This window comes from Nocardia sp. NPDC049935, assembly GCF_055586645.1.
In genome coordinates this window covers 1-25519 of sequence record NZ_JBVJHV010000009.1, presented here as the reverse complement: position 1 = coordinate 25519, position 25519 = coordinate 1, and the positions used below count along the sequence as shown (strand labels likewise).

Below are 25519 nucleotides of genomic sequence, written 5' to 3'. Positions count from 1 at the left end.
ACCGACAGACAGACAGGAGAACCGGCATGACGAAGCCGTTCCGATTCGGGGTCGTCGCCCCGATCACCACCGATCTGCCGGCGTGGCGTGATCGCGTGCGCCAAATCGCCGACAGCGGCTACTCGACGCTGCTGGTGCCCGACTTCCCCCGGACGCAACCGGCGCCCGGACCCACACTTGCCACCGTCGCGGCGCTCACCGATCTGCGCGTGGGTACCTGGGTCTATGCCTCCCCGCTACGCCCGCCCTGGATGACGGCGTGGGAAGCGCATTCGCTGTCGCTGCTGACCGACGGCCGCTTCGAGATGGGCATCGGCACCGGCAGGCCGGGAATCGAGGACGAACTCCGCACCAGGGGACTGCCCGTCATCCCACCGATCGAGCGGCTGGCCGAAGTGCGTGAGACCGTCGAAACGCTGCGGGATCTCGACGGCCCCGACCGTCGCACACCGGTGGCGATGGCCGTACTCGGCCCGAAGGCCCGGGCGCTGGCGGCCGACGTCGCGGATACGGTCACCTTCGCGCTGGGGGCCCAGCCTCGGACCGAGGTGGCGCGGCTGGCGCGTGACTTCCGCGCCGCCGAGGACATCGAACTCGCGCTCGCGGTACCGGTTGTCGGCGATACGGTCGCGCCGCATATGGCTCCTCCCGATACCGATCCCGCCGCACTACGCGCCGCGGACGCGCTGACCGTACTTCCGGACGACCCGGCGGCCGCCGCCGAGGAGATCCAGCGACGACGGGAGGAGATCGGCTTCTCCTACTTCATCTTCGGTGCCGGATTCGCCGAACGGTTCGCTCCGGTCGTCGCCGAGCTCGCCGGGCGGTAGCCGGACGACGACGGCGTATCGGGTCGCCTCCCGCTCCACGCGTCCGGCGTCCCGATCACTCCCCCACCGTCCCCTTGTCGGTCTGCCGCCAGTCCCCCGTCCCGTCGGGATTGCGGTGGTATTCCCAAGCCGAGTAGTCGCCATCGTTCTCCACCACGCTGAGCCGGTCGGCGTAGCCGTCGAGGTCGGTATCGGTCCACACGCTCATCGAATCGGGACCGGTGGTGACGAAGGTGTCGAGTATGCCGTCGACGATGAGGTCCTGGGTGGGTGTTTCCATCTCCACCGGACCCAGTCCGTCAATGGCCGAGGACGCCTCGAAACCCGGCATGCCGATGCCGGGGAACTCTCCTGATGTAGGCATAGACTCTCCTGAACTCCACTGGTCGACCGTGGGAATGTTCCGGTCCATCTTTCCACCCCCGACAGTACAGCGCAGCCCCGCTCCCGACCGGGGCTGCCGGTGGCCGCGGGCGTGCGGGTTCACCGAGGTCGCCGCCGTACCGCCCGCATCGCGAGCCTCTCGCGACGCTGCCCCCGTCACCAACGGAACCCGCGGCCGGACAACATAATTCAGCAGCGCTCCAGCCGACCCCTGCAATAGACTCCCCGCCATGATGAAGCATCTGATCACTGGGGCGATGATCGCGGCCTTCACCTTCGGTGCGGCCGGATTCGCGGCGGCCGATACCACCGTTGCCTACTACCCCACCCACGGAGCATGTGTGGCGAATGGAGTGCACAAGTTCGGTTCCGAGGGGCTGGGCAAGACCTGGTTCTGCCGTCCGGCCGGCGACCAGTTCGAACTCTTCACCCGCTGACCCGCCGGAACGAAAGCCTCCGCCGCACGGGAGGCACCCGGGGCGGCCTCGTCAGAGGTCGGCATTGTGCAACGGCTCCGGATCCGGCAATTCGGAGGGGACGTCGTCGGGTAGGCCGGATTCGGCCCGGCGTGCCCGGCGCCGGTCGTTCAGGCGAGTGAACTGGACGGCCAGTTCGAACAACACCGTGAGCGCCAGCGCGAGCACCAGCATCGACAGCGGGTCCTGCGGGGTGACCACGGCCGCGAAGACGAAGAGCCCGAATATGATTCCACGTCGCCAGGCCCGGAGGCGCTCGTAGTCCAGCACGCCGATCAGGTTCAACCCGATGAACAGCAGCGGGGTCTCGAAACTCACCCCGAAGATCACCAGCAGCTGGATCATGAACCCGAAGTACTCGGCACCGTTGAGCGCGGTGATCTGCGCGTTGTCGCCGATGGCGAGCAGGAAGCCCAGGGCATGCGCCACCACCAGATAGGCCAGCACCGCACCGCAGGCGAACAGAACGCTGCCGACAGCGGTGAAGCCGACGGAATATCGACGTTCGGGTTTGCGCAGCGCCGGTGTGACGAACGACCACAGTTGATAGAGCCAGACAGGTGCGGCCAGCACGACACCGGCCGTGACGCCCACCTTCAGTCGTAGCACGAACTGCTCGAACGGTGCGGTGGCCAGCAGCCGGCAGGTACCGTCCGGTGTGATCGACGCCCGGACCTCCGGTGGTAGCGAACAATACGGCCCGCGCAGCGCATCGCCGAGGCTGGGCAGGCCGAACACCGAGTGGCCGTACCAGTAGAACCCCATCAGCGTGGTCACGGCCACTACTACCAGCGATTTCAGCAGCCGGCTCCGCAGTTCGCGCAAATGCTCGACCAGCGGCATCGTGCCGTCCGGATTCGACCGCCGCCGGCCGCGCCGGAACTCGGTGAATATTCCCATTTCCTCGCCTCAGGGGTGTCACGCTCGGAACTCATGTCACGGCCGGAAGTGTGTGGGTGCCGCCGATCCCTCGGCGACACCCACTACCGGCCGGGCCGGGGCTACCGCGCTCGCGCCGAGTCCTTCAGGAGCGGCATCGCCTCGGATGCCGGCGCGGACTCGACCGCGGGCAGGCGCCGCACCGTCGCGTCATCGGAATCGGTCTCCTGCGCATCCGGTTTCGAATGCATGTCCTGTACTTCGGTCTTGAAGATCCGCATCGACCGGCCCAGGCTGCGGGCGGCGTCCGGGAGTCGCTTGGCTCCGAAGAACAAGGCGAATACCAGGACAACTATCAGCCAGTGTGCGGGACTAATCGAACCCATGGCTGCCTCCAGTCACTATCGAGGGGGTGGTCCGGCCGGCCCGGCAAGGGGACCCGGGCCGGCCGGACCCGAACGGAGATGGAATGAATTACCGCTTGAAATCCAGCAGGTTGGGCAGTCCGGCCGCATACCTCTTGGCGTCGAGCTTCCGGGCCCCTTCGAACTCCTTGAGGGTCGGGTGCGGCAGAATCACTGCCTTCTCGGCATCCGAGCCGGCCGCGTCGAGGATGGCGTTCGCCGCGTGCCGTCCGCCCTCGCAGGCACCTTCCATCGTCGCGAGGTCGACCTCGGTCTTCAGATAGTCGCCGGCCAGGAACAGGTTGGGAACCTTGGTGGGTCCGGTGGGGCGATTCTCCCAGGAGCTCTTGGTGTTGATCATCAAGTAGTCCTCGTTGGTGCCCTTGCCCGAGGCCGGATCGTACCGGTATCCCGGATCGAGGAACCACGAGTGCAGCTGCCGGTCCGTCAGATCGGGGACCAACGGCTCGCCTTGGCTCGCCTTGGTGACCTGATGCCAGACCTCCTTGGCGATTTCCTCCGGGCTGCACTCCATGGCGGGCTTGCGCACGACCTGGCCCGGCACCTCCCAGTCCGAGATGCACAGCGACAGGCAGTCTTTGGCATTGCCGTCGCCGTAGGTTTCGGCGAAGTTGGTGGTCCAGAATTGGCCCTGCTGGATACCGGTGAGGCGCCAGGGCGAGTCGATCCAGCCGACATGGCCCCGGAAGAACCGGTGATCGGTATTCAAGTAGAACTGGATACCGTTCATCCAGTCCACCTCGAGCTTCTTGATCCGCTCCAGATCCGGATCCAGCGCCATGATCTCCGGGCTCAGGTACTGCGGCACCTGCTCCGGGGCGAAGGCGAGCACGAACCAGTCGGCCTCGATATCGGTGTCACCGGATTCGGTGGTCGCCTTCGCTGCCCGGATCTTCCCGTCGGCGACTTCCAGCGATTTGATTTCGGTACCCATCTGGAACTTGACGCCCTGGCTCTCCAGATAGGCCAACCACGGGTTGAACCACCGCTCGTTGGTCGGCCCGTTCAGGACCTGGTCGGGGAACCGGCCGTCGGTGCGGTGCAGGATGGCGGCCAGGAATCCCTCGGCCTGGTTGCAGATCGTCCGGGCGCTGGCCTTCTCTTCCTTGGCCGCCACCAGGGCACGGGTGACGGTGGAGATGAGCAGGTTGTAGGTGGGGTTCGAGCCGTCCATCAGGACGAAGTCCTTGAAGGAGGTGTGCTCCCACTGCCCGAGCCGGCGCTCGTCACTACTGGTGAAGAAGACCAGCAGCGACCGGAGCAGAACGACGAGATCGGGGATCGGCAGTTTCGGCAGCCAGATCATTCCGCCGAGCAGTGTCCGGATGATCTTCTCCGGGTTCGCCGCGAGCCCGATCGCGTCGAAATCCAGCGCGAAGGGAATGGTGATGTCGGGAGCCGACTGCGCACCGGTCGCGGTGAGCGCCTCGACGAGATTGTCCTGCACCCCGCGTGCGTTGCCCTCGAAGGGGATCCGGCTCATCGTATCGGGGATGGCCTGGTAGTAGCCGGGGAAGAATCGGAAGCCGTGCTCGCCCGGCAGCGGTTTGCGGCCGCCGGCCACCGGCAGTGGCGTGTCGATGCTGCGGGCTTTACCACCCCAGGCACGTCGTTCGTACACGGTGACTTCGAAACCGCGCTCGATCAGTTCGTGCGCAGTGGTCAGGCCGGCGATGCCACCGCCGAGAACAGCGACTTTCTTCTGGGCGGGAGCAGCGTGGGCGTTGGTGATTCCCACCAGCCCGCTGCTTGCCGCTGCGGCGGCCGCCGCGGCGACCGAGCCGGCCGCAGCACCTTTCACGAAACTACGGCGAGAGACTTCGGATTCGGCCATTGGATCACGTCCTTTGCGGCATCAGGCTTCCGATCAGGTGGGCAACAATGTATCCATGTTCGATACATCGGGTCAACGAAAGTCTTTGCTATTGATGCGATGTCACAGAGGGAAACACCGGTCTACAGGAATCGCCGACGAACGGCTGTGCCGGCGGAGTTTCTCGCCCGGCGGCCCCGATCGGTGCCTGTTCCAATATTTCGACACCGCCGAGCGAGAAAAGGCATCCGTCGTGCACGACGGCGCCCGGCCGGAACGCTACCGGCACCACCCGTCGCCATAAACGATTTTTCGCACGCCCCGGAGAATCACCTATCCGGCACCCCGGACGACTGGGGCGATTTCACAAACACCCGCGGCGGCGACCACCGCACAGACAAAAGCGACGGCGGGCCGGGAACTTCCTCCCGAACCCGCCGTCGCCTCGACAGCTGCCACCGGCCCGAACCTACGATTCGCGACCACGGGCAACCGCCCGGTGCCGATCGGCCACGCCTACCTCACCCCGGCAGGCACCACACACCACCGGAAATACTGGACAACGCGCAGGACAGCGCCGACGAACCGGCGCTTACCGCACTGGATCCCAGGTCGATCGGGCTGGATCCACCACCCGGAAGAGCGGGTGCTTCGGCGATCTGCGCGGGCTCCAGCGGTATACCCGTATTCGCCTGCGCCGGCACCGCGCCGAATGCCAGGCCACCGAGCATCATCACTCCGGCCGCACCCACTTTTGCAATAGCGTGCATAAATCATTCAACCTTTCGCGTGGCTGTCCGATAGGACGCCCGAAGCGTATCGCGCATTTGTTCGCGCCCGATATTGTTTGTGACGATATATAGATCGATCGATCTCTTCTTTGTATTTCGATTCACGCGTTGAAATCGGCGCACTTCGCAAGCGTCATGGCGACAGCCGATACCGTCGGCCGCGTGGGCCTTCCAGCAAATCGACCCGGTGTATTGAACAGAATTGACCTGGCAGAGGCGCCTGAACCCTGGATAGCATCGTGGCGTGACCGACGCCGAACAACCGATTACGCTGCCCGGCACGCTCGATGACGTCGATGCCGGATTTCTGACTCGCGCACTGTCCGTTCGTCATCCCGGCACCGACGTGTCGACCGCTGTCATCGCTGATCTGCGCCAGGGCTCGGCAAGCAGCGCGCGATTGCGGATCGAGTATCGGCAGAACCCACACGACCTGCCGTCGTCGATCGTCATGAAGGGTGACTTCATCGACCACGGGTTCACCTCGGCCGCGGCGTTCGCCGGAGAGGCGCTCTATTTCCGGCACATCGCCGAGAGCCTGGACGATGCCGTCCGCCAACCACGCGCCTATTTCGCCGGTACAGACGACCGAGGTCAGGCGATCGTCCTGCTGGAAGATCTCACCGGACGCGATGTCGTCTTCGGGGATTGCGAATCCCCGCTCGACGTCGACACGGTCGCCGACGGCGTACGCCAGCTGGCGGCGATGCAGGGCCGCTACTGGAACGGGCGGGGACTGGAAACACACAGCGCCGTCACCGATATCGCGACGGTGGCGAACCTGATGCTGTTCTTGGTCCAGCCGAACCACTTCGACGACTACATCCACCGCGATCGCGCCGGCTTCCTGTCCGCACCGCTCCGTGATCGAAGCAGGATCGAGCATGCACTCCGGGCGATGTTCGACTCCGACCGCCGGCTACCGAAGGCATTCGTCCACGGAGACGCCCACCTGGGCAACACGTTTCGGGAGCGGTCCGGCCGGCTCGGGTTCTGCGACTTCCAGGCGATGGGCCTGGGCCCCTATATCTGGGACTTCACCTATTTCGTGACCGGCGCCCTGAACCCCGCCGACCGGCAGGCGTCCGAGCGGGACCTGCTCGCCGTCTACTTGGGCGAATTGCGGAGTCACGGGGTCGGCGAGGCGCCCGACGCGGAGACCGCGTTCACGGCACATCGCAGGCATATGATGCACGGATACCTCAACATCCTCACCCCCGTCGAGATGCAGCCGGACCGCTTCGCCGTAGCCATGGGCCGCCGCTTCGCCGAAGCCATGGACGACCTCGACACCCTCGCGAGCTTCGAATGACCGCGACCTGACGCCGCGGGATATGAACTGGTCGTACGACTTGATATCCGAGCTCGGCATACTCGCCCGGCATTCGAGACGGGTGATCCGGAAACCCTCGATGAACTGCTCGTAACTGTGTTACCGTCGCACCTTGACGTGCTGACCGACCGCACGTGGCAACGCTACGAGACGGGTTCCACGGCCCTCGACGACGCGCCCGATCGCGCTTCGGCCGCCGGATAGCGACACAGTCTCCGCTCAGCGACATATCCGGTCGGCGCGGATGGTTGGTTTGTGCGGCGCATCCGCATATGCCTGACGGAGGTTTCGATACGTGTCGAGCGACGACCGCACGGATTTCGCCCAACACTGGCATGCGGCGCTATCGGCCACGGCAGACGTGCCACCGCCGGAGCGGATAGCGGTCGATCTCGTGAACCGGGTGGTCGAAGATCTCCGCACTGTCCCTTTCGACCCGGCAGCGGGCTCCGGACTCGGCTCCGCCCTCGCCGAGCACGGATTCGTACACCCTCGGGTGCCGATCGTCACCGCGCCCGTGGTGTGGTCCCTGGCCGAATTCCACGGCACTCCGTCACCCGCCCAGGTGGCGGCCTACACCGCGGCCCTCGGGCAGGGTCACGCGGAAAGCATCCACAGTTCACGAAGCGACGACCGCGCGGCCCGTCTGAGAATTCTCTTCGACAACTCGGCGGCGGCCATGGCCATCGGCGACACCGACGGTCATATCCTCGACGCCAACAGGAGCCTCGCGGATATGATCGGCGTCCCCGCCGAATCGCTGGCAGGAATCTCGGTCTACGACTTCGCCCACCCGGACGACCACGACAATATCCGCACCCTGCTCTACGAGAAGCTCATACCCACCGGCAAGGGAACGGTCTCGCTCAAACAGCGGCTCGTTCGCGCCGACGGGACGATCGGCTGGATGAACCTCGGCATCACGTTCGCCAAGGGCGCCGCCACCGGCGAACCCGACTACCTGATCGCGATCGGCGCGGACGTCACCGACCAGTACCAGCATCAACTCGAGCTGCACCATCAGGCCCGGCACGATCCCCTGACCGGTCTCCCCAACCGACGACATCTGATGGAAGCGATCAACCACTGCTGCAGTAACGCCGACGAAGGCGAGCTCGTCGGTCTCTGCTTCGTCGATCTCGACCATTTCAAGCAGATCAACGACCGGTTCGGTCACAACGCGGGCGATAAGGTCCTGACCACGGTCGCCGCACGCCTGCGCGCCGCGGATCCATTCACCGGCGACCACCTCGTCGCACGCCTGGGAGGCGACGAGTTCGTTGTCCTGATCACCCCACCCACCACCACCGACCGGGTCACCGATATTTCTCGCCGGCTGGCCGCGGCGTTCCGGGAACCCGTGGTCATCGAAGGCCGCAGCATCCGGATCACCGCGGGCATCGGCGCCATCACCAACCGCATCGCCCGGACCGGCGCGGAGTCCCTGCTGGCGGCCGCCGATGCCGGTCTGTACTACGCGAAGAACAATCGCGCGACGTCGGGCGCCACCCTCCACACCGTGCCGAGTGATCGCGTTCATACCATCGGCGTTCCCGCCGAAACACTCTTCGCCAGCTGTGTGAACGGCTCGACTACCGAGAGCGACGACTCCGATGCGCCGAGACCGGAGGCGTCGTTCGAGATGACCGGTCAGCACGAAAGCCTCCAGCGAAGCTTTTTCGCGAGCGAAACAGTGTTCGCCAGAGCCCGCGCCGTTCGGCTGCGCGACGGCAGGTTCGATACCCGGACTCCGAAACCGAAATAGATAGGACGGCAACGGTCGCGTGCTGTCGACGGTGGGCGGTGTAGGTGATCGGGTTGTGCACGGCGGGACCGTGCGGCGGTTGTCAGCGAAGCCGCTCGACGAGCCGGGTCAGCAAGGGCCGCTGGCCGGTGACCAGCTTGTCGTGCGCGGTGGTCGGATCGAACCATTCGACTCGATCGATCTCGGGGAAAGCGCGGTACTCGTCCGACCGCGGCGGCCATTCCATCTCGAATGTTCCCGGCACCACCCGGGCCGGATCGAGCTCGCCCTCGACCGCCCACACCGTCAGCTGCTTCTTGCGCTGCCCGCTGCCGTACTGCACGTCACCCAGCGCGATCCACTCCTGGCCGGGGACCGGCAGTCCCAGCTCCTCGTGGAATTCGCGGGCCGCGGCGGCGCGGGCGTCCTCGGTCTCCGGCTCGTACTCGCCCTTGGGAATCGACCAGGCCCCCGAATCCTTACGCGCCCACAGGGGCCCGCCCATATGTCCCAGCAGCACACGCACTTCGGGTTCACGGCGAAACAGCAGTACTCCGGCGCTGTATTTCTTGGCATGCAGTCTGCCGGAATGTATCCCGGCGACAGGGACCGCCGGGCCGGAAACCGGCTCGGTTCGAGCCGATCGGCAGCACACCGATCAGCGCGCCGCCGCGGGCCGTTTCAGCGCCGCGAGCAGTTTCGCGCGGTCCTCGGACGAACCGGTCCACTTCTCGTCGTCCTCGACGAGATCGACCAGGGCGCGGAACACCACATCGAGCAGACCCGGGAACCGCGCCTGCAGATCCGCGTAGCGCAGGCGCACCACCCTGGTGCGTCCGGTGACCGTCGTCCGGGTGATACCCGCTTCGCGCAGGACCCGGTAGTGATGCGAGAGCGTGGATTTGTGCAACTCGATGTGCCGGCCGAGTTCGCCACAGTTCTCGCCCTCGTCGGCGGCCAGACAGGCCACCAGTTGTAGCCGGATCGGGTCGGACAGCGCGTGCATGACCGATGCCAATTCGAGGCCGGCGGTATCCGGGTGCGACAACTCGGCGGGCACCAACGCCTCCCTCCAGCTCTTGACAGTTTGATAATCATACAACAATGATTGTTCGAAACTCTTCAAACAATCAGGAGGCGGCATGTCCGGCGAAGCAGAAACCCCCGTCACGGTGCTGGGGCTGGGACTGATGGGTTCGGCGATCGCGAATACCTTGCTGACGGCCGGACATCCGACGGCTGTGTGGAACCGCACCGGGGCGAAGGCCGATGCGCTGGTCGAACTCGGCGCCGTCCGGGCGCCGTCGGCGGCCGCGGCCGTCACCCACGCTCCCGTGGTCATCGTCTCGCTGCTCGACGACGACGCGGTGGGCGCGGCCTTGCGCGACGCGGGTCCGCGGTTGCGCGGACGGGTGCTGGTGAACCTCACCTCCTCGACTCCCGAGCAGTCGAGAAGGCGCGCCGAGTGGGCCGGCCGCCACGGCGCCGAGTATGTGGACGGTGCCGTCATGGCGGTGCCGCAGGGCATCGGCACCCCGGACGCGCTGCTGCTGTACTCGGGTTCCGAAAGCGGTTACCGCGCAGCGGAACCCGCTTTGAGCACCCTCGCCGAAAACGGGACCTACCTGGGCGCGGACCATGGGCGCGCGGCCGCGTTCGACGCCTCACTGGTGTCGGTGTTCTGGCTCTCCTATTTCGGGGTGGCCCTGGGCATCGCACTCGCCGAGGCCGAAGGGATACCGGGCAGCGAACTCGTCCCGTTCACACCCGCGGTGGTCTCGCTGCTGCCGGATCTGGCGGCACAAACCGCCGCGCAGGTCGAAGCCGGGCACTATCCCGGCGACGACACATCCATATCCTCGGCCTACACCGCGTTCACCACACTCCGCGAGGTGATCGCGCGCCACGGCATCGATACCGGCGTACTCGACGCGACGGGGCAGGTCTTCCAGAGCGCGCTGGCGGCGGGCCACGGCGCCGACGGGCTCGCCCGACTCGTCCCGGTACTCGCCGGGGGACGCTGAGGCTCACACCGACCTCGCTACGATGGCGCAGGCGGACCGCGCACATCGATACGGCGTGTTCGGACTTTCGAAGAATGATGAGACCCACACCCGATGACGATCCCGCGTCACTCACCACCGGGGCAGGACACTACGGTGGCGACCCTCTACGGCAGACAGCGGGAACGCGAGGCGCTGGCGGCCCTGATGGAGCGGGCACAAGCGGGCAACGGTGGATTCGCCGTGGTCCACGGGGAACCGGGAATCGGTAAGAGCGCGCTTCTGGACGATGCCGCCCGCGCTGCCGCGGATATGCGCGTATTACATGTGACGTGCGTCGAATGGGAATCCGACCTCGGCTACGCGACGCTGCACCACCTGCTGAAACCCGCGCTCGAGCTGCTCGATCGGCTGCCCGGACCCCAGGCCGCCGCACTCCGGGTGGTGTTCGGGCTGGCCGATGGACATACCCCGGATCGATTCCTCGTCGGCTTGGCGGCGCTGTCGCTGCTGTCGGAGCTGGCCGAGCACAACCCACTGCTCTGTATCGTGGACGACGCGCACTGGGCCGCCGACGCGTCGATCACTGTCCTCGAGTTCGTGGCACGGCGGCTGGACACCGAGCCGATCGCGCTGGTGCTGGCAGCACGCGCCCACGAAGGGCACCGCATCGAGCTGCCGGGCGCCGTGGACCTGCCGTTGACCGGCCTGGACCGATCGTCGGCGCGTCAGCTGCTCGAACAGGTCGGTACGCGTTTGACACCGTCGCAGCGCGACGTCGTATTGGACGCCACCGCGGGCAATCCGCTCGCGATCCGCGAACTCCCGGCCACGGTTGTCGGCGCGCGTGTGCCGCCGCGGCCCCTGCCGCTCGTCGAGGAGTTACAGCGAGCGTTCCTGCGTCGGGTTCGCCGTCACAGCGAACCACTCCAGCGGCTGATGTTGCTGATCGCCGCGGACGGCCACCTCGGGTGGGACGTATTGCGCCGGGCAGCGTCCGCATTCGACGCCGGCCTCGAATCCGCCCTCGACGAGCTCGGCGACCTCGACGACCTCGTCACCGTGGAGGGACCGGCGGTGGTCTTCCGGCACCCACTGATTCGCTCCGCTGTCTACCACGGAGCCACGGTGACCGACCGGCGAAACGCTCATCGGGCGCTGGCAGCCGCCGTGGACGACGAGGACGAACTTCGTGCGTGGCATCTGGGACAGGCGGCCCACGGTCGTGACGAGGATGTCGCGCAGAAGCTCGAGCACGCGGCGCGCCGCGCCGCCCGATCGAGTCCGGCCACCACCGCGGCTCTGCTCGCCCGGGCAATGGAAGTGGGTGCGCCCGGGTTGCCTCGGGCCCGGCGCAGGCTCGAATCCGCGGAAGCATGGTGGCACGGCGGGGATTTCGACCGGGCCAAGACGATGCTGGAGGGTATCGAACCGGACAGTTCATTCGGTCCGCTCCGCTTCCGGACGACCGTGCTGCGGGCGTCGCTGGAACTGCACATCGGTCGCCCCGCCGACGCCTTGGCGATGCTGCGCCCGCTCCTTCCCAGTGCGCTGGAGGCGGGCCCGCACCAGTCGATTCCGCTGCTGATGCGATTCTGGGAAGCCGGTTTCGCCGCCAACGCGGCGGATGCGTGGGCAGAGTTGTCGAGCGTGGTCGAGCAGCTCGCCCTTACCGGAACCGGCGTATGGGAGCTGCTCGGCCGGCTCCTGCGCGGCACCTGCCGAACTCTGCAGGGGAAGGAACCCGGTTTGGAGCCCGGTGATCTGGAGGCGGCAGAGCACCTGACAGATCCGGGTCCGGCCACCTGGGCCGCCGGGATGATCTGGGAACTCGGTGACCGGAAACGCGGGCGGCATCTGAGCAGGGGCGCGATGCGGCACGCACGGCGCCTCGGGACGCCGGTGTCCCTGTCCTGGGCGTTGTGGCGGGTGGTCTTCGACGACTCGGCAAGCGGGCGTTTCCGTTCCGCGGAGGCATTCGCGGAGGAAGGCCGCCGGCTGACGGAGGAAACCGGCCAGCGGAACGCGAACATCGCGTTCCGCGGCGCCCAGGTCATGCTGGCGGCGCTGCGCGGCGACGACGAGCCGGTCCGAACACTCGCCGAGCACGTCATGACCGACGCGCTCGCCCAGGGCATGATCAGCATCGTCGTCCTGGTCCAGCGCGCGCTCGGCCTGCTCGAACTCTCGGCCGGCAGGCCCGAACAGGCTCTGCTGCACTTGCGGCCGCCGGTCGGCGGCTCCTACCTGAGCGTCACCGTGGTGAACGTGCCCGACCTGGTCGAGGCGGCGGTACAGTCGGGTCGCGCCGGCCTGGCCGCCGAGCCACTGGCACTGTTCACTCGATGGGCGCAGGTAGCGGACACCCCGGAGCTGAACGCATCGGCCGCCAGATGCCGCGCACTGCTCGCCCCGCCCGGATGCGCGGCAGCCGATTTCCGCCGCGCACTGGAACTCCACGAACACACGGACCAGCCGTTCGAAACGGCCCGAACCCAACTGCTCTTCGGCCGGCATCTGCGCCGCGACCGGCGGAAGTTCGAGGCCCGTGCACCGCTGAACGCCGCCCTGGAAACCTTCCAGACGCTCGGCGCCGGTCTCTGGGCAGACCGAGCCCGCGACGAACTGCGCGCCACGGGAGTGCGCATACAACCTCGCGCTGCCACCGGTGCCGTGAAACTCACACCGCAGGAAGCACGGATCGCCGAAGCCGTCGCCGACGGTTACACGAACCGGGACATCGCGGCACAGATGTTCCTCAGTACCCGGACGATCGACTACCACTTACGAAAGATGTATCAGAAGGCCGGGGTCAACTCCCGTGCCGAACTCACCCGGATCCTGCTCACCGATCAGGGCCACGGGGGCGGGAACCGAGCCACCGACCAGCGCTGAGTGCCCGCGGCATCGGTCGCTTTCTCGGTTCGGCGAGTCCCGCGGTGCGCCTGCACTGCGGGACCGCTGTCACATCCCTACTCGGGTGCTTCTTGGAGTGCGCGGACTTCGATACGTGATCCCAGTGCGGCCGACGCCTGTTCGGCCCAGACGAGGGCGGCGGATTCGTTGTCGGCGTCGATGATCCAGAAGCCACCGACGTACTCGGCGGCCTCGACGAAGGGCGCCCGGGTGTGCGACGGGAGGTCCCCGGTGGCATCGACGGTGATCGCGGTCGACGGCGGGTGCAGCCCGCCGGCGGCGACCAGCGCCTCGGCGGCGACGAGGTCGCTGTTGAATTTCTCGACAGCTGCCATCATCGCTTCCAGTTCGGCGGGGTCCATGTCCTGTATCGAGTCCATGGTCGGTTCCTCGGCACTGTCATGCGGCAGGGTCAGGAAATACTGCGGCACTGTGATTCTCCTTCGTAGCGGATCGATCATGTCGTACGGAGGCGCGATATCCTCGCTTCGCCGCCGGCGATGTCTCAGTCTGCCCGACCGGCGGATGAGTCGATATCGGTGATATTGCCGGTCATTGTGCTGACGCGCTGACCGGAGTCCCACCACATAGGCGCCCCGAACGAATGCCGGCGGGTCGCAAGGCAGTGTCGCTGATCGACAGCACGTTTCTGGAAGCGGCTACTCACCTGTGCCCGCCATGCTTGCCACAGCAGCAGGCGCAACGGGCCGGCCACAGGTGCGGCCCTCTCATCGGGCCTCTCGATCGTCGGGACCGAAATTTGCGATGCGTGCTCCTGCACCGACCGAAAGGGACCCGTGATGAATGTTGTCGCCGAACTCGGAAACTCTCGGATCGTGCGCTTGCCGCAGGGCACCATTCGAATCTTCGAACGCGGGCAGGGCGAGCCTGTGGTATTCGTTCACGGCCTGTTCGCCAACGCGGCGGCATGGCGGAAAGTCGTTCCACACTTGTCCGGGTCGTACCGGTGCATCACAGTCGACTGGCCTTTCGGAGGGCACCGGATTCCGATGGCTCCCGATGCGGATCTGACCCCACTGGGTATCGCCCACACGATCGCGGATGTCATCGAGACGCTCGATCTCGGAGGGGTGACTCTGATCGGCAATGATGGCGGCGGAATGCTCTCCCAGCTCGTCGTGGCCTACCGGCCCGAACGAATCGCCAGGCTGGTTCTGACACCGTGCGATGCCTATGAGAACTTCCCTCCACCGCTTTTCCGCTATATGTGCTCGATGGCGCGCATACCGGGTGCGGCCGCATTCACAGGTCGAGTCCTGCGGCGCACAACGATTCGGCACATGTATGCGCGCTCGCGGCTCGGATTCGGTGAACTGACGCACAACCCGATCAGTGGCGAGTTGATCGATCACTACCTGCACGGAATTACCCATGATCGCGGGGTCCTTCGAGACAGTCTCGAATTCCTGCGCGCGGTGGACAACAAGTACACCATCGATGCTGCCGCCCGTTTCGGGTCGGCCGGACTCCCGGTTCTCGTCGCATGGGCCGAAGAGGACCGATTCTTCCCGTTCGAGCATGCGGAACGGCTCGCCACAGACTTTCCGAACGCCCGCCTCGAATCGATCCGGAACTCGCTGACCTGGGTTGCCGAGGACCAACCCGCTCACACCGCCGTGCTGATCGACCGGTTCATCGGCGCGACCCCGCTCCGCGCCGAAAGCTCACGCTGACGGCCACCCCGGCCCCGGCCGCCGACAGGTTCCGTAGCAGTGTTCACCTGACCATTTGCACTCAACCCGGGTTGAGAACCCAAAGTAACCCCGACTTGATTCCGGCGATTCGGGAGTTGCTGTGCGCGAGAGACCTTTCACCCTTCTCGAGGCGGCCGCCGCCTTGCGGTCGGGTGCCGCGTCCAGCTCCGGTCTGCTGGAGGCCGCGATCGCCACCGCGGACCGAGAGAGCCGCCGTTCCGAGACGGGTTCAGACCGCCTCGACCCGGAATACGGCGATACGCTCGGCGCTGGCGGCCACATCATGCGGCGCCGCGCTCGGCGACAGGCCATTGTCGGCGTACCGTTTGCCGACGCTGGCAGGGCTCTCCTCGACCAGCCGGTGCAGCACCGGACGGCGGGCCTCGACCGGCAGTTCCACCAGCCGCGCGGGTATCGAGCGACGGCCGCGCGTCAGAGTCACCCGATCGGCCGCACGGGCATTGGCCACCCACGCGGCCTTCGGGAAGGCCTGCACGATATAGCGCTGACCCGCCACTGCCACCACCGCGATCGCGAACGTACGCATTCGGCCGGTCCGCCTTCCGGCGACGGTCAGCAATTGCATGGGCCCGAACACGATACCGATTCGCTGCAACCCGATGATCACGAAATTCACGGCATTGACCAAGCGCCGCTTGCGTTGCCGGTTCGACATGAACCGCCACCTCCATAGAGAGTAAGTGCTTACTCACCAAATAGTGAGTGAGCACTTGCTACTCTGTCAAGCATGATCATTGAGGAGGCGGACCCGGATGGGCGCTGAGATGGCAGGAGCGTCGCCCCGGGCACAGTTGACCCGGATCCGGATCCTGGATGCCGCCTCCGCGGTGATGAGTGACCGCGGACTGGCCAACGCGACCACCAAGGAGATCGCCCGCGCCGCGGGATTTTCCGAGGCCACGTTGTACAAACACTTCCAGGACAAGGAGGACCTGTTCCTCACCGTCATGCGGGAACGGCTGCCCAGCGAGTTCGTCGGCCGGCTCGCCGGCCTCACCGGCCGCGCCGGAACGAGCACAGTGCGGGCCCTGCTCCGCGAGGTCGCCACCGACGCGGTGCCGTTCTACCGTGACCTCGCGCCGATGCTGGGTGCGGCGTTCGCGCAGCCGGTCCTCCTGGCCCGCCATCAGCAGATGCTGAGCGCCTCGGGCCTGGGTCCGCACCTCGCGCTCGCCGCACTCGCGGAGTACCTGGGCGCCGAGCAGCGGCTGGGCAGGCTCGCCGAGCGAGCACAACCCCGGATGCTCGCCGCGCTGCTGCTCGGCGCCTGCTTTCAGCGCGCCTTCCTGATCGAGTTCGAGGGCGAACACCTCGCCGACCAACCGGCCGACGAGTTCGCCCGCGACCTGGTCGACACTCTCCTACCGGAGTGATCGGTCCTACGCGTCCACTACCGAACCTCTGACATGTGGTCCGCGTTCCCGTCGTCGGCCGTGCGTGAGCGGGTCGGGAGAAGAAGCCACCCCGCGGTCGCGGCAACTGCCGCGACACCGCCGGCCACCAGGGAGGCCGTGTGGAAGCCGTCCAGAAAGGCGGACTTCACCAGATCGATGAGCTGGATACCGGTGGGGCCGGGAATCGTCCGCGCCGCATGGACACCGGACAACATCGAATTCGTCGCGGCGGCCCGCGCCGCCTCGGGCGGTCGCACGGCGTCCAGGCCCTCGGCCACCTTGCCCGAGTACACGGAGGCAAGCACCGAACCGAGTACCGCGACACCCAGTGTTCCTCCGAGTTCGCGACTCGTATCGTTGACTGCCGACCCCGCACCGACCTGCCCGGTCGACAACTCGTTGAGCACGGCGAAGGTTGCGGGACCCGAGACGAGCGCCACCCCGAGCGCCAGTGTCACCATTACCGGAACGATGACGCCCCAGTACGACGTGTCCATGTCGTAACGGATGGTCAGCCAGAAGGCCGCGGCCATCACCAGCGACCCGATCGCGGCCGCCCGGCCGGCTCCGATCTTCGAACCCAGCCACATACTCGGCCCGGCGAATACCGCCATCGCGATCGCGAACGGCAGGGTGCGGATACCTGTTTCGAACGGCAGATATTCTTTGACGCCCTGAAAATATTGCGTCATGAGGAATACAAACCCCATCAGGGCGAACATGCCGAAAGTCAGCATCATTGCCGCCGTGGCGAAATGACGGTCGCGGAACAGTCGTACATCGAACAACGGCGAGGAGAACCGGTTCTCCCACACCACGTATGCGCCGATCACCACTGAACCGATCACCAGCCCGGTGATAGTACGAGGCGAGAGCCAACCGTGGTTCGGCGCCTCGATCACGCTGTAGACGAACACCGAGATACCGATCATCGACAGCACCATGCCACCGAAATCGAACGGGCCGACCTGCGGATTCCGACTCTGCGGGACCAGAACCGCCACGCCGATGAGAGCGACGGCGCCGGCGGGCACGTTGATCCAGAAGATCGACCCCCACGAGTAGTGGTCGAGCAGCCAGCCGCCGATTACCGGGCCGATCGCGGCGGCGACTCCGGCCACCGCGGCCCAGAACGCGACCGCGATCGCCCGTTCCCGCAGGTCGTCGAACAGGATCACCACGATCGCCAAGGTGGCCGGGAACACCAGAGCGGCGAACAGGCCGAGGCCGGCCCGTGCGGCGATCAGCTGTCCGAGGTCGTTCGATATCGCCGCGAGTGCCGACAGCGCCGCGAAACCCATAATTCCGATGATGAGTATCGTCTTGCGCCCGAAGCGGTCGCCCAGATAGCCGCCGGTGAGGAGCAGTCCGGCGAAAACCAGCGTGTAGATATCCACAACCATCTGTAATCCGGACGTGTCCGCGCCCAAATCGGTGGCAATCGTCGGCAATGCGACATTCACAATGGTGTTGTCCACGAAGACCAGCAGTTCGGCGAAACACAATGCCGCCATACCGAGCCATCGAATCGCTGGAGAATTCACCTGCAGTGCCCTTCTCGTCCCTGCCGGACGGCGCCGGGTCACCACCGGCAACCCCGCCCCACCTGCGCACCCGCGCGGCTTCCGGCCCGTGCCACGCCACTGTATGAACCGTCGGGGTGCGACCGAAATGCTCATCCGGGACAGAACCGTGATAGTTTCGGGCCGGTGGAGCGGCCATCGTGGGACTTCCGGCGAAACATCATCGGAATCCGTCACATGGTGCGGGTCGGCACCGATCACGGCGTCACGGAACTCCGGCTGCTCGCCTCGACCGGCCTGCAACCTGCCGATCTCGATGCCGACGATCTGGAGGTCGAAGCGATCCAAGAACTGGCGGTCGCACGTAACCTGGTGCAGACCGTCGGCGACGGACCAGGACTCGGCACCGAGGTGGCGAAGCGCTTCTCATTGGCGAACTTCGGCCTGCTGGGCTTCGCGATGATCAGCAGTCCCACCGCCGGCGAAGCCCTTCGGATCGCACTGCAAACACTGCGGATCGGCAACCGGTTCGTCGATATCACCGCCGGGCTCGGCCGGGCGACAGGACGGATCGAATTCCGGCACGACACTCTGCCCGCCGACGTCCGCGCCTTCCTGCTCGAACGCGATATCGTAATCATCTTCGGTGTCATCGTGCTGCGCTGCCTCGGCCGCCGGCTGACGGACCGCCTCGACGACACACGCCTCGAGCTGGCATTGCCCGCCCACAGCGCGACCGCCATGAGCGACGGTATGGCTCAGATGCTCTCCGATGTCTCACACAACCCGGTCCGGCGATTCCCGATCGCCGCCGACCGGCCGAACACCGTCCTGACGTTCCCGGTCGATCTTCTCGCCGAACCGATGTCGATGCCCGACCCGGCTACCGCCGCGCTGTGTGAGAAGCACTGCCTCGACCTGCTACAACAGCGAAGAGAACACGGTCGGCTCGCCACCAGGATTCGCGCGATGCTGCTCCAGCAGATCGGCACCACGCTCACGGCGGAGGAGATCGCGGCGCGGCTGAACATGGACCGTCGTACTCTGCACCGGAGGCTCGCCGGCGAGGGGACCAGCTTCCGAGCCCTCAACGAGGAAGTCCGCTCCGCGCTCGCGATCGATATGCTCGGTGTCCTCGGACTCACTGTGCAGGAGACGGCGATCCGCCTCGGCTACTCCGGTCCCGCGGCCTTCAGCAGGTCGTTCACCCGGTGGACGGGCCACCCGCCGAGTACCTACCGCCGGTGAGCGTTCGGTACACGGCGGCAGCTGTGTCAGGGCGTAGCACCCGGGACCCTCTCGTCCGGTCCTCCGGACCGAACCGTGAACGTTCCACTGGATGCGGTGATCACAGAGACTACGAACGGCCGGGCCCGTAGGAAGGGACAGGTCTCCCGTGTGCCGCGCGGACTTTTCAGGCGGCAGGATGGCCGTCCCACGAGACGAGCTTCCAGCCCTTCTTCGGGCTGCCCTTCACGACCACCCGGCCGGTGTTGTGCAGCGGATCGGACTGCAGCTTGCTCATATCAGGATTGGAGACGGACATGAGTGTCCAGAACATGATGGCACCGCCATGGGAAAAAATCGCAGCACGCTTGCTGCGGCGGTCCTGGATATCCTGGATGGACTCGTCCATACGCTTCTTGAACTCGTGGCCGTTTATCGAGCCGGGGATCCGGGCATCCAGATTGCCCTGCAGCCACTGGATCGGCGCGGCCAGGTAGCCCTCACGCGCGTCCTGCTCCGGCGTGCCCTCGTAGATGCCGGCCTCGATCTCGTGCAGTCCCCCCTCGACGACCGTGGGACGACCGCACAGCCGCGAGGTCGGCTCCGCGGTCTGCTGGGTCCGGACCATCGTCGACGCGTAGATGCCGTCGAATTTGCAATCGGCCAGCAGCCGGGATACCGCAGCGGCTTGCGTCCACCCCTTCTGGGTCAGGCCGGGTCCGGGGACAGACGTGTCGATCAGACCGGAATTGTTGCCGGCCGATTCGCCGTGGCGGACAAAGGTGAGAAACATTTCACCGGTGTGCGGCGCCGCGGCCGCGCTACCCGCTCCAGCTGCCATGAGCGCCACCGCCGCGATGATCGCTGCGATCATCGCGAACAGGCGAGACTTCATCAGGTTCATAGGGACTTCCTCGTGGATATGGGTCGGGCCGAACTGGAACGTTCCAGTGGCTCGAATCACACTAAGATCGCCCCGGCGAGGCCCCGGGACCGTTTCCCGGTGGACGGGAACCTTCGGACCCGACCACAAGCGATCCACCCCTCGCAGTACGCGTACTGTTCGATCTGCTCGATACATCGAAGTGGAGGTTCCCGTGGCTGGTGGTCTCGTCGCCCTGCTGGACGACGTCGCGGCGATCGCGAAGGTGGCCGCGGCGTCCATCGACGACATCGGTGCCGCGGCAGGCAAGGCGGGTGTCAAGGCCGCGGGTGTGGTGGTCGACGACACCGCGGTCACCCCCCGCTACGTGCACGGGTTCTCCCCCAAGCGCGAACTGCCGATCATCCGCAAGATCGCCATCGGGTCGATCCGCAACAAGCTCCTGATCATCCTGCCGGTGGCGATGATATTGAGCCAGTTCCTGCCGCAGGCGCTGCCGTACCTGCTCATCGCCGGCGGCCTGTTCCTCTGCTACGAGGGTGCGGAGAAGGTGTACGAGGCGCTCACCGGCGGTCACCACGACGACGGCGAGGCACCCACGGCATCGAGCGGACCCGAACACGAGAAGACGATGGTGAGCGGCGCGATCCGCACCGACCTCATCCTCTCCGCCGAGATCATGGTGATCGCCCTCTCGTCGGTCGAGGACGAACCGTTCGTCACCCGGCTGCTGGTGCTGATCGTCGTCGCGTTCCTCATCACCGCCCTGGTCTACGGAGTCGTCGCGGTGATCGTGAAAATGGACGACGTCGGGCTCGCACTCGCCGAGCGCGACTCGCCGTTCGGTCAGCGGGTCGGACGCGGACTCGTCGCCGCGATGCCGAAGGTGATGTCCGTTCTCACCGTCGTCGGGATCGCCGCGATGCTGTGGGTCGGCGGCCATATCCTCCTCGTCAACGTCGGCGAAGCCGGATTCCACTGGCCCGCCGACCGTCTCCACGACCTCGAACACTGGGCCGGAGAACTCGTCCACGGCGGGTTCGGAAGTGTCCTGTCCTGGACCGGAGGGACGGTTGCCTCCGCACTCGTCGGGCTCGTCGTCGGCGCCCTCGTCGTGCTGATCATGCACTTCGTTCCGAAGCGGAAGCCGAAGGAAGCCGCCGCGCACTGACCCGCGCAGACCCCCACCCGCGGTCCGCACCCGAGGCAGCCCGACCGCGCCTGGCGCCGACCGACAAAGGCAGTGTCGCGAGGCGGAAGGCACGGCGTCGGATAGATCACCGGGTCAAGGGGTGGCCTGCCGGACCGTCATGCGTTTGATGCCGTGGATGAGCGCGCTGTGCCCGTACTCGGGTTTGCCGAGTTCGACCGGCGGAACCTTGGTGATCAGCTCCCGGAACAGATGCTTCAATTCCATACGGGCCAGCCAGGCGCCGAGGCAGTGGTGCGGGCCGCCGCCACCGAATCCGGCGTGGTGATTGGGTTCCCGGGTGATATCGAACGCGTGCGGATTGTCGAACGCCGACTCGTCGCGGTTGGCGGAACTGTAGAACATCACGACCTTCTCACCCGCCGCGATCGGGGTTCCCGCGATTTCGGTGTCGCGGGTCGCTCGGCGGGCGAAATGCACCACCACGCTGCTCCAGCGGATGAATTCCTCGATCGCGGCGTTCATCCGCCCGTCGAGATCCGCACGCAGCCACTCGATTTGGCCCGGATTCTCCACCAGCGCCTTGAACGCATGGGAGGTGGTCTGCTTGGTGGTGTCGTTGCCGGCGGCGGAGATCAGCACCATGAACGCGCCGATATCCTCATCGCTGAGGCGATGCCCGTCGAACTCGGCGTCGATCATCGCGCTCATCAGGTCATTGCGCGGGTCCGCGCGGCGCTGCCGGGCCAGGTCGGTGCCGGCGGAATGCAGGATGCCGATCTGCCGGTAGAAGAACTCCGCGCGCTCCTCGAGACTCGTGTACTCGAGGTCGGTGGTCCCGAACAGGGCTTCGGTCGCGAACGCGACCGCCTCGCGGTCGGCCTCCGGGATGCCGATCATCTGCGAAATGGTCTGCATGGGCAGTTTCCGGGACACCGCATCGACGAAATCGAGGGTCCGGCCGGTCCGCAGCTCGGCGGCGAAATCGTCGACGATCCGCGTGGCATTCGCGCGGACCTGCTCTTCCACCCGCTGGATCTGGCGCGGAGTGAACGCCGAGCTGATCAATTTCCGGTAGCGGGTGTGCCGGGGCGCGTCCAGGGCGATGAAGAATTTGGTGCTGTATTCGACATCGGGCGGCATATACCCCAGGGTCGTGCCGTCTTCCGAGGAGAAGATCTCCGGGTTCCGGCTGACCTGCACGACATCCCGGTACCGGGTAACAGCCCAGAAACCCGGATCGGGATCGGCGAAGATCAGCGAATCCGGCGGGGCATGCCAGGTGAGCCCCTCGGCCGCGCGCAACCGGGCGAACGCCGCCTCCCGGCCGTCGAAGTCCTTCTCCCAGAAATCGTAACTGGAGATATCGACCTCATGATGGGGCCGAGTGGACGCCGCGCTGCCTGTCTGTGTCATGACCGCCTCCGAACCGGGTGTGTTCTCCCCATGGTGGCACCACTGGGCGTCGGGGTCTCGGAATCGACCTGGACACCGAACCCGGGCCTCCCAGCATCGCGGTGTTCTGCAGCAGCGTTCGAACCGCTCTGTCGTCGGGTTCGTCGCCCAAATAGACAATGACCGGCCGGCAACGATCCCAGCAGCTCGGTCGGCGCGATGAACGCAGTACAAGCGGAGACCGCTACGTCGATTCACACGCAGCGAGTGCCGGGGCAACCCAGGTGGTGAGGTAGTCGCGGAGCGCGGCGCCGGAACGGGGCGGCCGGCCTGGGTCGATGACGAAGGACTGGACGATGCGGAGCATATGCTCCACCAATTCGTCGAGGCGCGCACCGTCGATACCGGCCCGCCCCCAATCGACTGCCATACGTTCGAGCAGCGCGCGACCGAAGGACAGCGCGGTGTCGGAGGTGACGGTGGCCGAGAAGGTCCCGGCGCGACCAGGAGTCAACAACAGCCCGAGGTAGCGGTCCCGGGACAGTGACTCCAGGGTGTAGGCGATGCCCTCGACCACCGCCTGGGCGGGGTCGGTGATGTGGCGCAGGTGGCCGGCGAGAACGTCGAGGAAATGTCCTGTTTCCGCGAGGGCCGTGGCGGCGAGCAGGGCATCGGCGTTGGCGAAGTACCGGTACACGGTCTGGCGCGTGACACCGAGGTCGCGGGCGATCTCGGCCATGGTGAAATCCCCACCGCTTCGCTCGATCGCCGAGCGGGCAGCGGCCAGGATGCGGCCGACGGCTTCGTCGTCGTCGGCCGGAGCGGTGCCCGACCAGCCGTGCGTGCGCATCACTGCCCTTTCTCGCGGTCGTCCCAGCGAACCATAGCGCGCTGGTCCGGCCACAGCCGCGAGCTGTTCCGCGAAATTCTGACCATACATATTGGTCTATGTGTATGGTCAGGTTTCATGGCGATACAGACCGAACCCTCCGCCGGATCGACCGAAGAACTGACCCGCCGCGCGTTACGGCTGGTGCTCGACCACACCACCGATATGGCCGACGTGCCGCTGAAGGTGCCGCTGCACTACTACCGCGACCCGAAGATCACCGAGGTCGAGGAATCCCAGATCCTGCGGCGCACCCCACTGGCGATCGTGCCCAGCGCTCGCATTCCCGAAATCAACGACTACGTGGTGCGCAGCGTGCTCGGTGACTCGCTGCTGATCACCCGCGACCGCGACGGCATCGCACACGTACTGCTGAACTACTGCCGCCACCGCGGCGCCCAACCGGCCTGCGGATCGGGCAACGCCACCCGCTTCACCTGCCCTTACCACGCCTGGACCTACCGCAACACCGGCGAACTGGCCGGAATCCCCGGAAAAGAGGGCTTCACCGGAATGAACCGGGCCGACTACGGCCTGGTGGAACTACCCAGCCAGGAACGACACGGCTTCATCTGGGCGGTCCTCACCGCCGACGCCGCGATCGATATCGACGCCCACCTCGGCACGATGGGCCCGGAACTGGCGCAACTGGACTACGGCTCCTACGGCTACCACGACGACCGCGAATTCGTCTCCGAGGTCAGCTGGAAAGGCGCGCTGGAAGCCTTCGCCGAGAGCTACCACTTCCCATTCGTCCACGGCCAGAGCGTGATCGGCCAGAACACCGTCGCCAACACCTCCACCCACGACACCTTCGGCCGCCACCACCGGATGGGATTCCCGTTCAACTGGATCACCGCCCTGGACGCCGACCCCACCGGCTCCTGGGACCCGATCATGAACATGGGCGTCATCTACTGGATCTACCCGAACCTCATCCTGGCCAACAGCCCGGTGGGCGTCGAGATCCTGGACATGCTGCCCGCCGGCGCACCGACCCGCTGCACCGTCCGCCACAGCTGGATGGCCAAGGTCCCCGCCACCACCGACGAACAACGCGCCGTCTACGACGATATCTACAGCCAGGTCCACGCCGCGGTCCGCGACGAGGACTTCGCCATGCTGCCCCAATGCGGAGAAGGCGTACGCCGCGGCCAGCACGACCACATGATCATCGGCCGCAACGAAATCGGCGTTCAGCACATGATCACCACTTTCGCCACCGAACTCGGCATCGCCCTGGGCTGACCCGGCCACCACCGACACCGCCACCCGCCCCGGAGGAGAACCTGTGACCAGTACGCCGCCCGCCCGCCCGAGACAGCTCGACTCTCCGCTACTCCCGAAGGTCTTCAAATACGCGGGTAGAGCACAAGTATGGCTGCACCGGCGCACCGGCGGCCGCATGGGCGGCACCTGACGAATCGGCGCCCGGAATGCGGGGTCGGCCGTGGCCTTGGCACCGGCATGCTCAGGACCGGGCGTCTCGGGGCCCTTTTCCGTCCCGGATCCGGGTTGATGTACTCACGGGAGTCGGCGTCATGGGAGACCGCACCGACACCGATGCCGGTCGGACGGCGGGTTTGACCATGCCGCGACGGCATGGTGTTGGTTGGAGCCGTACCGAGATGACGTGAGGTTCCCCCGCTTCCTTGGAGGGCTCTGAGCATGGTCCGATAGGACCGGGAAGGAGCCCCGCGTGGCAGCACCGAAGAAATACCCGGACGA

Annotated in this window: 25 protein-coding genes; 12 read left to right on the top strand and 13 right to left on the bottom strand. The window is 66.3% G+C overall.

Annotation, left to right across the window (positions count from 1 at the left end; genetic code table 11):
* The first annotated feature begins 26 nt into the window (after positions 1 to 26).
* Positions 27 to 830, top strand: coding sequence for an LLM class flavin-dependent oxidoreductase (locus ACZ6SF_RS28655; RefSeq protein ID WP_466066212.1), 804 nt, complete (start codon positions 27 to 29; stop codon positions 828 to 830).
* 55 nt (positions 831 to 885) lie between these two features.
* Here the strand turns inward: ACZ6SF_RS28655 and ACZ6SF_RS28650 are convergent, their stop codons facing one another.
* Positions 886 to 1194 (bottom strand): DUF6802 family protein, encoded by a 309-nt coding sequence (locus ACZ6SF_RS28650; protein WP_466066211.1) that lies wholly within the window; start codon positions 1192 to 1194, stop codon positions 886 to 888.
* A 250-nt stretch (positions 1195 to 1444) separates the two neighbouring features.
* Between ACZ6SF_RS28650 and ACZ6SF_RS28645 the strand changes: the two genes are divergently transcribed.
* Positions 1445 to 1651: a hypothetical protein gene (locus ACZ6SF_RS28645; RefSeq protein ID WP_466066209.1), complete on the top strand. Its 207-nt coding sequence runs from the start codon at positions 1445 to 1447 to the stop codon at positions 1649 to 1651.
* A gap of 51 nt (positions 1652 to 1702) precedes the next feature.
* On the opposite strand, the gene tatC is transcribed toward ACZ6SF_RS28645, so the two are convergent.
* The 4 genes from tatC to ACZ6SF_RS28625 form a co-directional block, all read right to left on the bottom strand.
* Complete coding sequence (gene tatC, locus ACZ6SF_RS28640) at positions 1703 to 2590, bottom strand: twin-arginine translocase subunit TatC (protein WP_466066208.1); 888 nt, start codon at positions 2588 to 2590, stop codon at positions 1703 to 1705.
* Between the two features lie 101 nt (positions 2591 to 2691).
* Positions 2692 to 2955 carry a Sec-independent protein translocase subunit TatA gene (tatA, locus tag ACZ6SF_RS28635; RefSeq protein ID WP_466066206.1) on the bottom strand — a complete coding sequence of 88 codons (264 nt, stop codon included), beginning with the start codon at positions 2953 to 2955 and terminating at the stop codon, positions 2692 to 2694.
* 88 nt (positions 2956 to 3043) lie between these two features.
* The gene (locus ACZ6SF_RS28630; protein ID WP_466066204.1) at positions 3044 to 4828 is read right to left on the bottom strand and encodes a hydroxysqualene dehydroxylase; all 1785 of its coding nucleotides are present in this window, start codon (positions 4826 to 4828) and stop codon (positions 3044 to 3046) included.
* A 500-nt stretch (positions 4829 to 5328) separates the two neighbouring features.
* Positions 5329 to 5577, bottom strand: coding sequence for a hypothetical protein (locus ACZ6SF_RS28625; RefSeq protein ID WP_466066202.1), 249 nt, complete (start codon positions 5575 to 5577; stop codon positions 5329 to 5331).
* A 265-nt stretch (positions 5578 to 5842) separates the two neighbouring features.
* Here ACZ6SF_RS28625 and ACZ6SF_RS28620 point away from each other — a divergent pair, with 265 nt between their 5' ends.
* The gene (locus ACZ6SF_RS28620) at positions 5843 to 6910 is read left to right on the top strand and encodes a phosphotransferase (RefSeq protein WP_466066200.1); all 1068 of its coding nucleotides are present in this window, start codon (positions 5843 to 5845) and stop codon (positions 6908 to 6910) included.
* Positions 6911 to 7226: 316 nt separating this feature from the next.
* Complete coding sequence (locus ACZ6SF_RS28615; RefSeq protein ID WP_466066198.1) at positions 7227 to 8696, top strand: diguanylate cyclase domain-containing protein; 1470 nt, start codon at positions 7227 to 7229, stop codon at positions 8694 to 8696.
* Positions 8697 to 8778: 82 nt separating this feature from the next.
* Here the strand turns inward: ACZ6SF_RS28615 and ACZ6SF_RS28610 are convergent, their stop codons facing one another.
* Both ACZ6SF_RS28610 and ACZ6SF_RS28605 read right to left on the bottom strand, forming a co-directional pair.
* Positions 8779 to 9255 carry an NUDIX hydrolase gene (locus ACZ6SF_RS28610; protein ID WP_466066546.1) on the bottom strand — a complete coding sequence of 159 codons (477 nt, stop codon included), beginning with the start codon at positions 9253 to 9255 and terminating at the stop codon, positions 8779 to 8781.
* A 78-nt stretch (positions 9256 to 9333) separates the two neighbouring features.
* On the bottom strand, positions 9334 to 9735 hold the full coding sequence (locus ACZ6SF_RS28605) for an ArsR/SmtB family transcription factor (protein WP_466066196.1): 402 nt from the start codon (positions 9733 to 9735) through the stop codon (positions 9334 to 9336).
* Positions 9736 to 9817: 82 nt separating this feature from the next.
* On the opposite strand from ACZ6SF_RS28605, the gene ACZ6SF_RS28600 reads away from it, so the two are divergent.
* Positions 9818 to 10699: an NAD(P)-dependent oxidoreductase gene (locus ACZ6SF_RS28600; protein WP_466066194.1), complete on the top strand. Its 882-nt coding sequence runs from the start codon at positions 9818 to 9820 to the stop codon at positions 10697 to 10699.
* 93 nt (positions 10700 to 10792) lie between these two features.
* Positions 10793 to 13573 carry an AAA family ATPase gene (locus ACZ6SF_RS28595; RefSeq protein ID WP_466066192.1) on the top strand — a complete coding sequence of 927 codons (2781 nt, stop codon included), beginning with the start codon at positions 10793 to 10795 and terminating at the stop codon, positions 13571 to 13573.
* 77 nt (positions 13574 to 13650) lie between these two features.
* On the opposite strand, the gene ACZ6SF_RS28590 is transcribed toward ACZ6SF_RS28595, so the two are convergent.
* The gene (locus ACZ6SF_RS28590) at positions 13651 to 14025 is read right to left on the bottom strand and encodes a YciI family protein (protein WP_466066191.1); all 375 of its coding nucleotides are present in this window, start codon (positions 14023 to 14025) and stop codon (positions 13651 to 13653) included.
* 369 nt (positions 14026 to 14394) lie between these two features.
* Between ACZ6SF_RS28590 and ACZ6SF_RS28585 the strand changes: the two genes are divergently transcribed.
* Complete coding sequence (locus tag ACZ6SF_RS28585; RefSeq protein WP_466066190.1) at positions 14395 to 15288, top strand: alpha/beta fold hydrolase; 894 nt, start codon at positions 14395 to 14397, stop codon at positions 15286 to 15288.
* Between the two features lie 250 nt (positions 15289 to 15538).
* Here the strand turns inward: ACZ6SF_RS28585 and ACZ6SF_RS28580 are convergent, their stop codons facing one another.
* Positions 15539 to 15985 carry a nitroreductase/quinone reductase family protein gene (locus tag ACZ6SF_RS28580; protein ID WP_466066188.1) on the bottom strand — a complete coding sequence of 149 codons (447 nt, stop codon included), beginning with the start codon at positions 15983 to 15985 and terminating at the stop codon, positions 15539 to 15541.
* A gap of 97 nt (positions 15986 to 16082) precedes the next feature.
* On the opposite strand from ACZ6SF_RS28580, the gene ACZ6SF_RS28575 reads away from it, so the two are divergent.
* Positions 16083 to 16703 carry a TetR/AcrR family transcriptional regulator gene (locus ACZ6SF_RS28575; protein ID WP_466066186.1) on the top strand — a complete coding sequence of 207 codons (621 nt, stop codon included), beginning with the start codon at positions 16083 to 16085 and terminating at the stop codon, positions 16701 to 16703.
* A gap of 17 nt (positions 16704 to 16720) precedes the next feature.
* Here ACZ6SF_RS28575 and ACZ6SF_RS28570 read toward each other — a convergent pair whose 3' ends face one another.
* Entirely contained in the window at positions 16721 to 18268 is a 1548-nt protein-coding gene (locus ACZ6SF_RS28570) for a DHA2 family efflux MFS transporter permease subunit (RefSeq protein ID WP_466066184.1), read from the bottom strand.
* A 165-nt stretch (positions 18269 to 18433) separates the two neighbouring features.
* On the opposite strand from ACZ6SF_RS28570, the gene ACZ6SF_RS28565 reads away from it, so the two are divergent.
* On the top strand, positions 18434 to 19495 hold the full coding sequence (locus tag ACZ6SF_RS28565) for an AraC family transcriptional regulator (protein ID WP_466066182.1): 1062 nt from the start codon (positions 18434 to 18436) through the stop codon (positions 19493 to 19495).
* 166 nt (positions 19496 to 19661) lie between these two features.
* On the opposite strand, the gene ACZ6SF_RS28560 is transcribed toward ACZ6SF_RS28565, so the two are convergent.
* On the bottom strand, positions 19662 to 20378 hold the full coding sequence (locus tag ACZ6SF_RS28560) for a histidine phosphatase family protein (RefSeq protein ID WP_466066180.1): 717 nt from the start codon (positions 20376 to 20378) through the stop codon (positions 19662 to 19664).
* 193 nt (positions 20379 to 20571) lie between these two features.
* Between ACZ6SF_RS28560 and ACZ6SF_RS28555 the strand changes: the two genes are divergently transcribed.
* Entirely contained in the window at positions 20572 to 21528 is a 957-nt protein-coding gene (locus ACZ6SF_RS28555) for a DUF808 domain-containing protein (RefSeq protein WP_466066178.1), read from the top strand.
* A gap of 114 nt (positions 21529 to 21642) precedes the next feature.
* Here ACZ6SF_RS28555 and ACZ6SF_RS28550 read toward each other — a convergent pair whose 3' ends face one another.
* Positions 21643 to 22923, bottom strand: coding sequence for a cytochrome P450 (locus tag ACZ6SF_RS28550; RefSeq protein WP_466066176.1), 1281 nt, complete (start codon positions 22921 to 22923; stop codon positions 21643 to 21645).
* A gap of 223 nt (positions 22924 to 23146) precedes the next feature.
* Entirely contained in the window at positions 23147 to 23752 is a 606-nt protein-coding gene (locus ACZ6SF_RS28545; RefSeq protein ID WP_466066544.1) for a TetR/AcrR family transcriptional regulator, read from the bottom strand.
* A 117-nt stretch (positions 23753 to 23869) separates the two neighbouring features.
* Between ACZ6SF_RS28545 and ACZ6SF_RS28540 the strand changes: the two genes are divergently transcribed.
* Both ACZ6SF_RS28540 and ACZ6SF_RS28535 read left to right on the top strand, forming a co-directional pair.
* A complete protein-coding gene (locus tag ACZ6SF_RS28540; RefSeq protein ID WP_466066174.1) occupies positions 23870 to 25039 on the top strand; it encodes an aromatic ring-hydroxylating oxygenase subunit alpha in 1170 nt (389 codons plus the stop codon).
* A gap of 43 nt (positions 25040 to 25082) precedes the next feature.
* On the top strand, positions 25083 to 25211 hold the full coding sequence (locus tag ACZ6SF_RS28535) for a hypothetical protein (protein WP_466066172.1): 129 nt from the start codon (positions 25083 to 25085) through the stop codon (positions 25209 to 25211).
* The last annotated feature ends 308 nt before the right edge of the window (positions 25212 to 25519 follow it).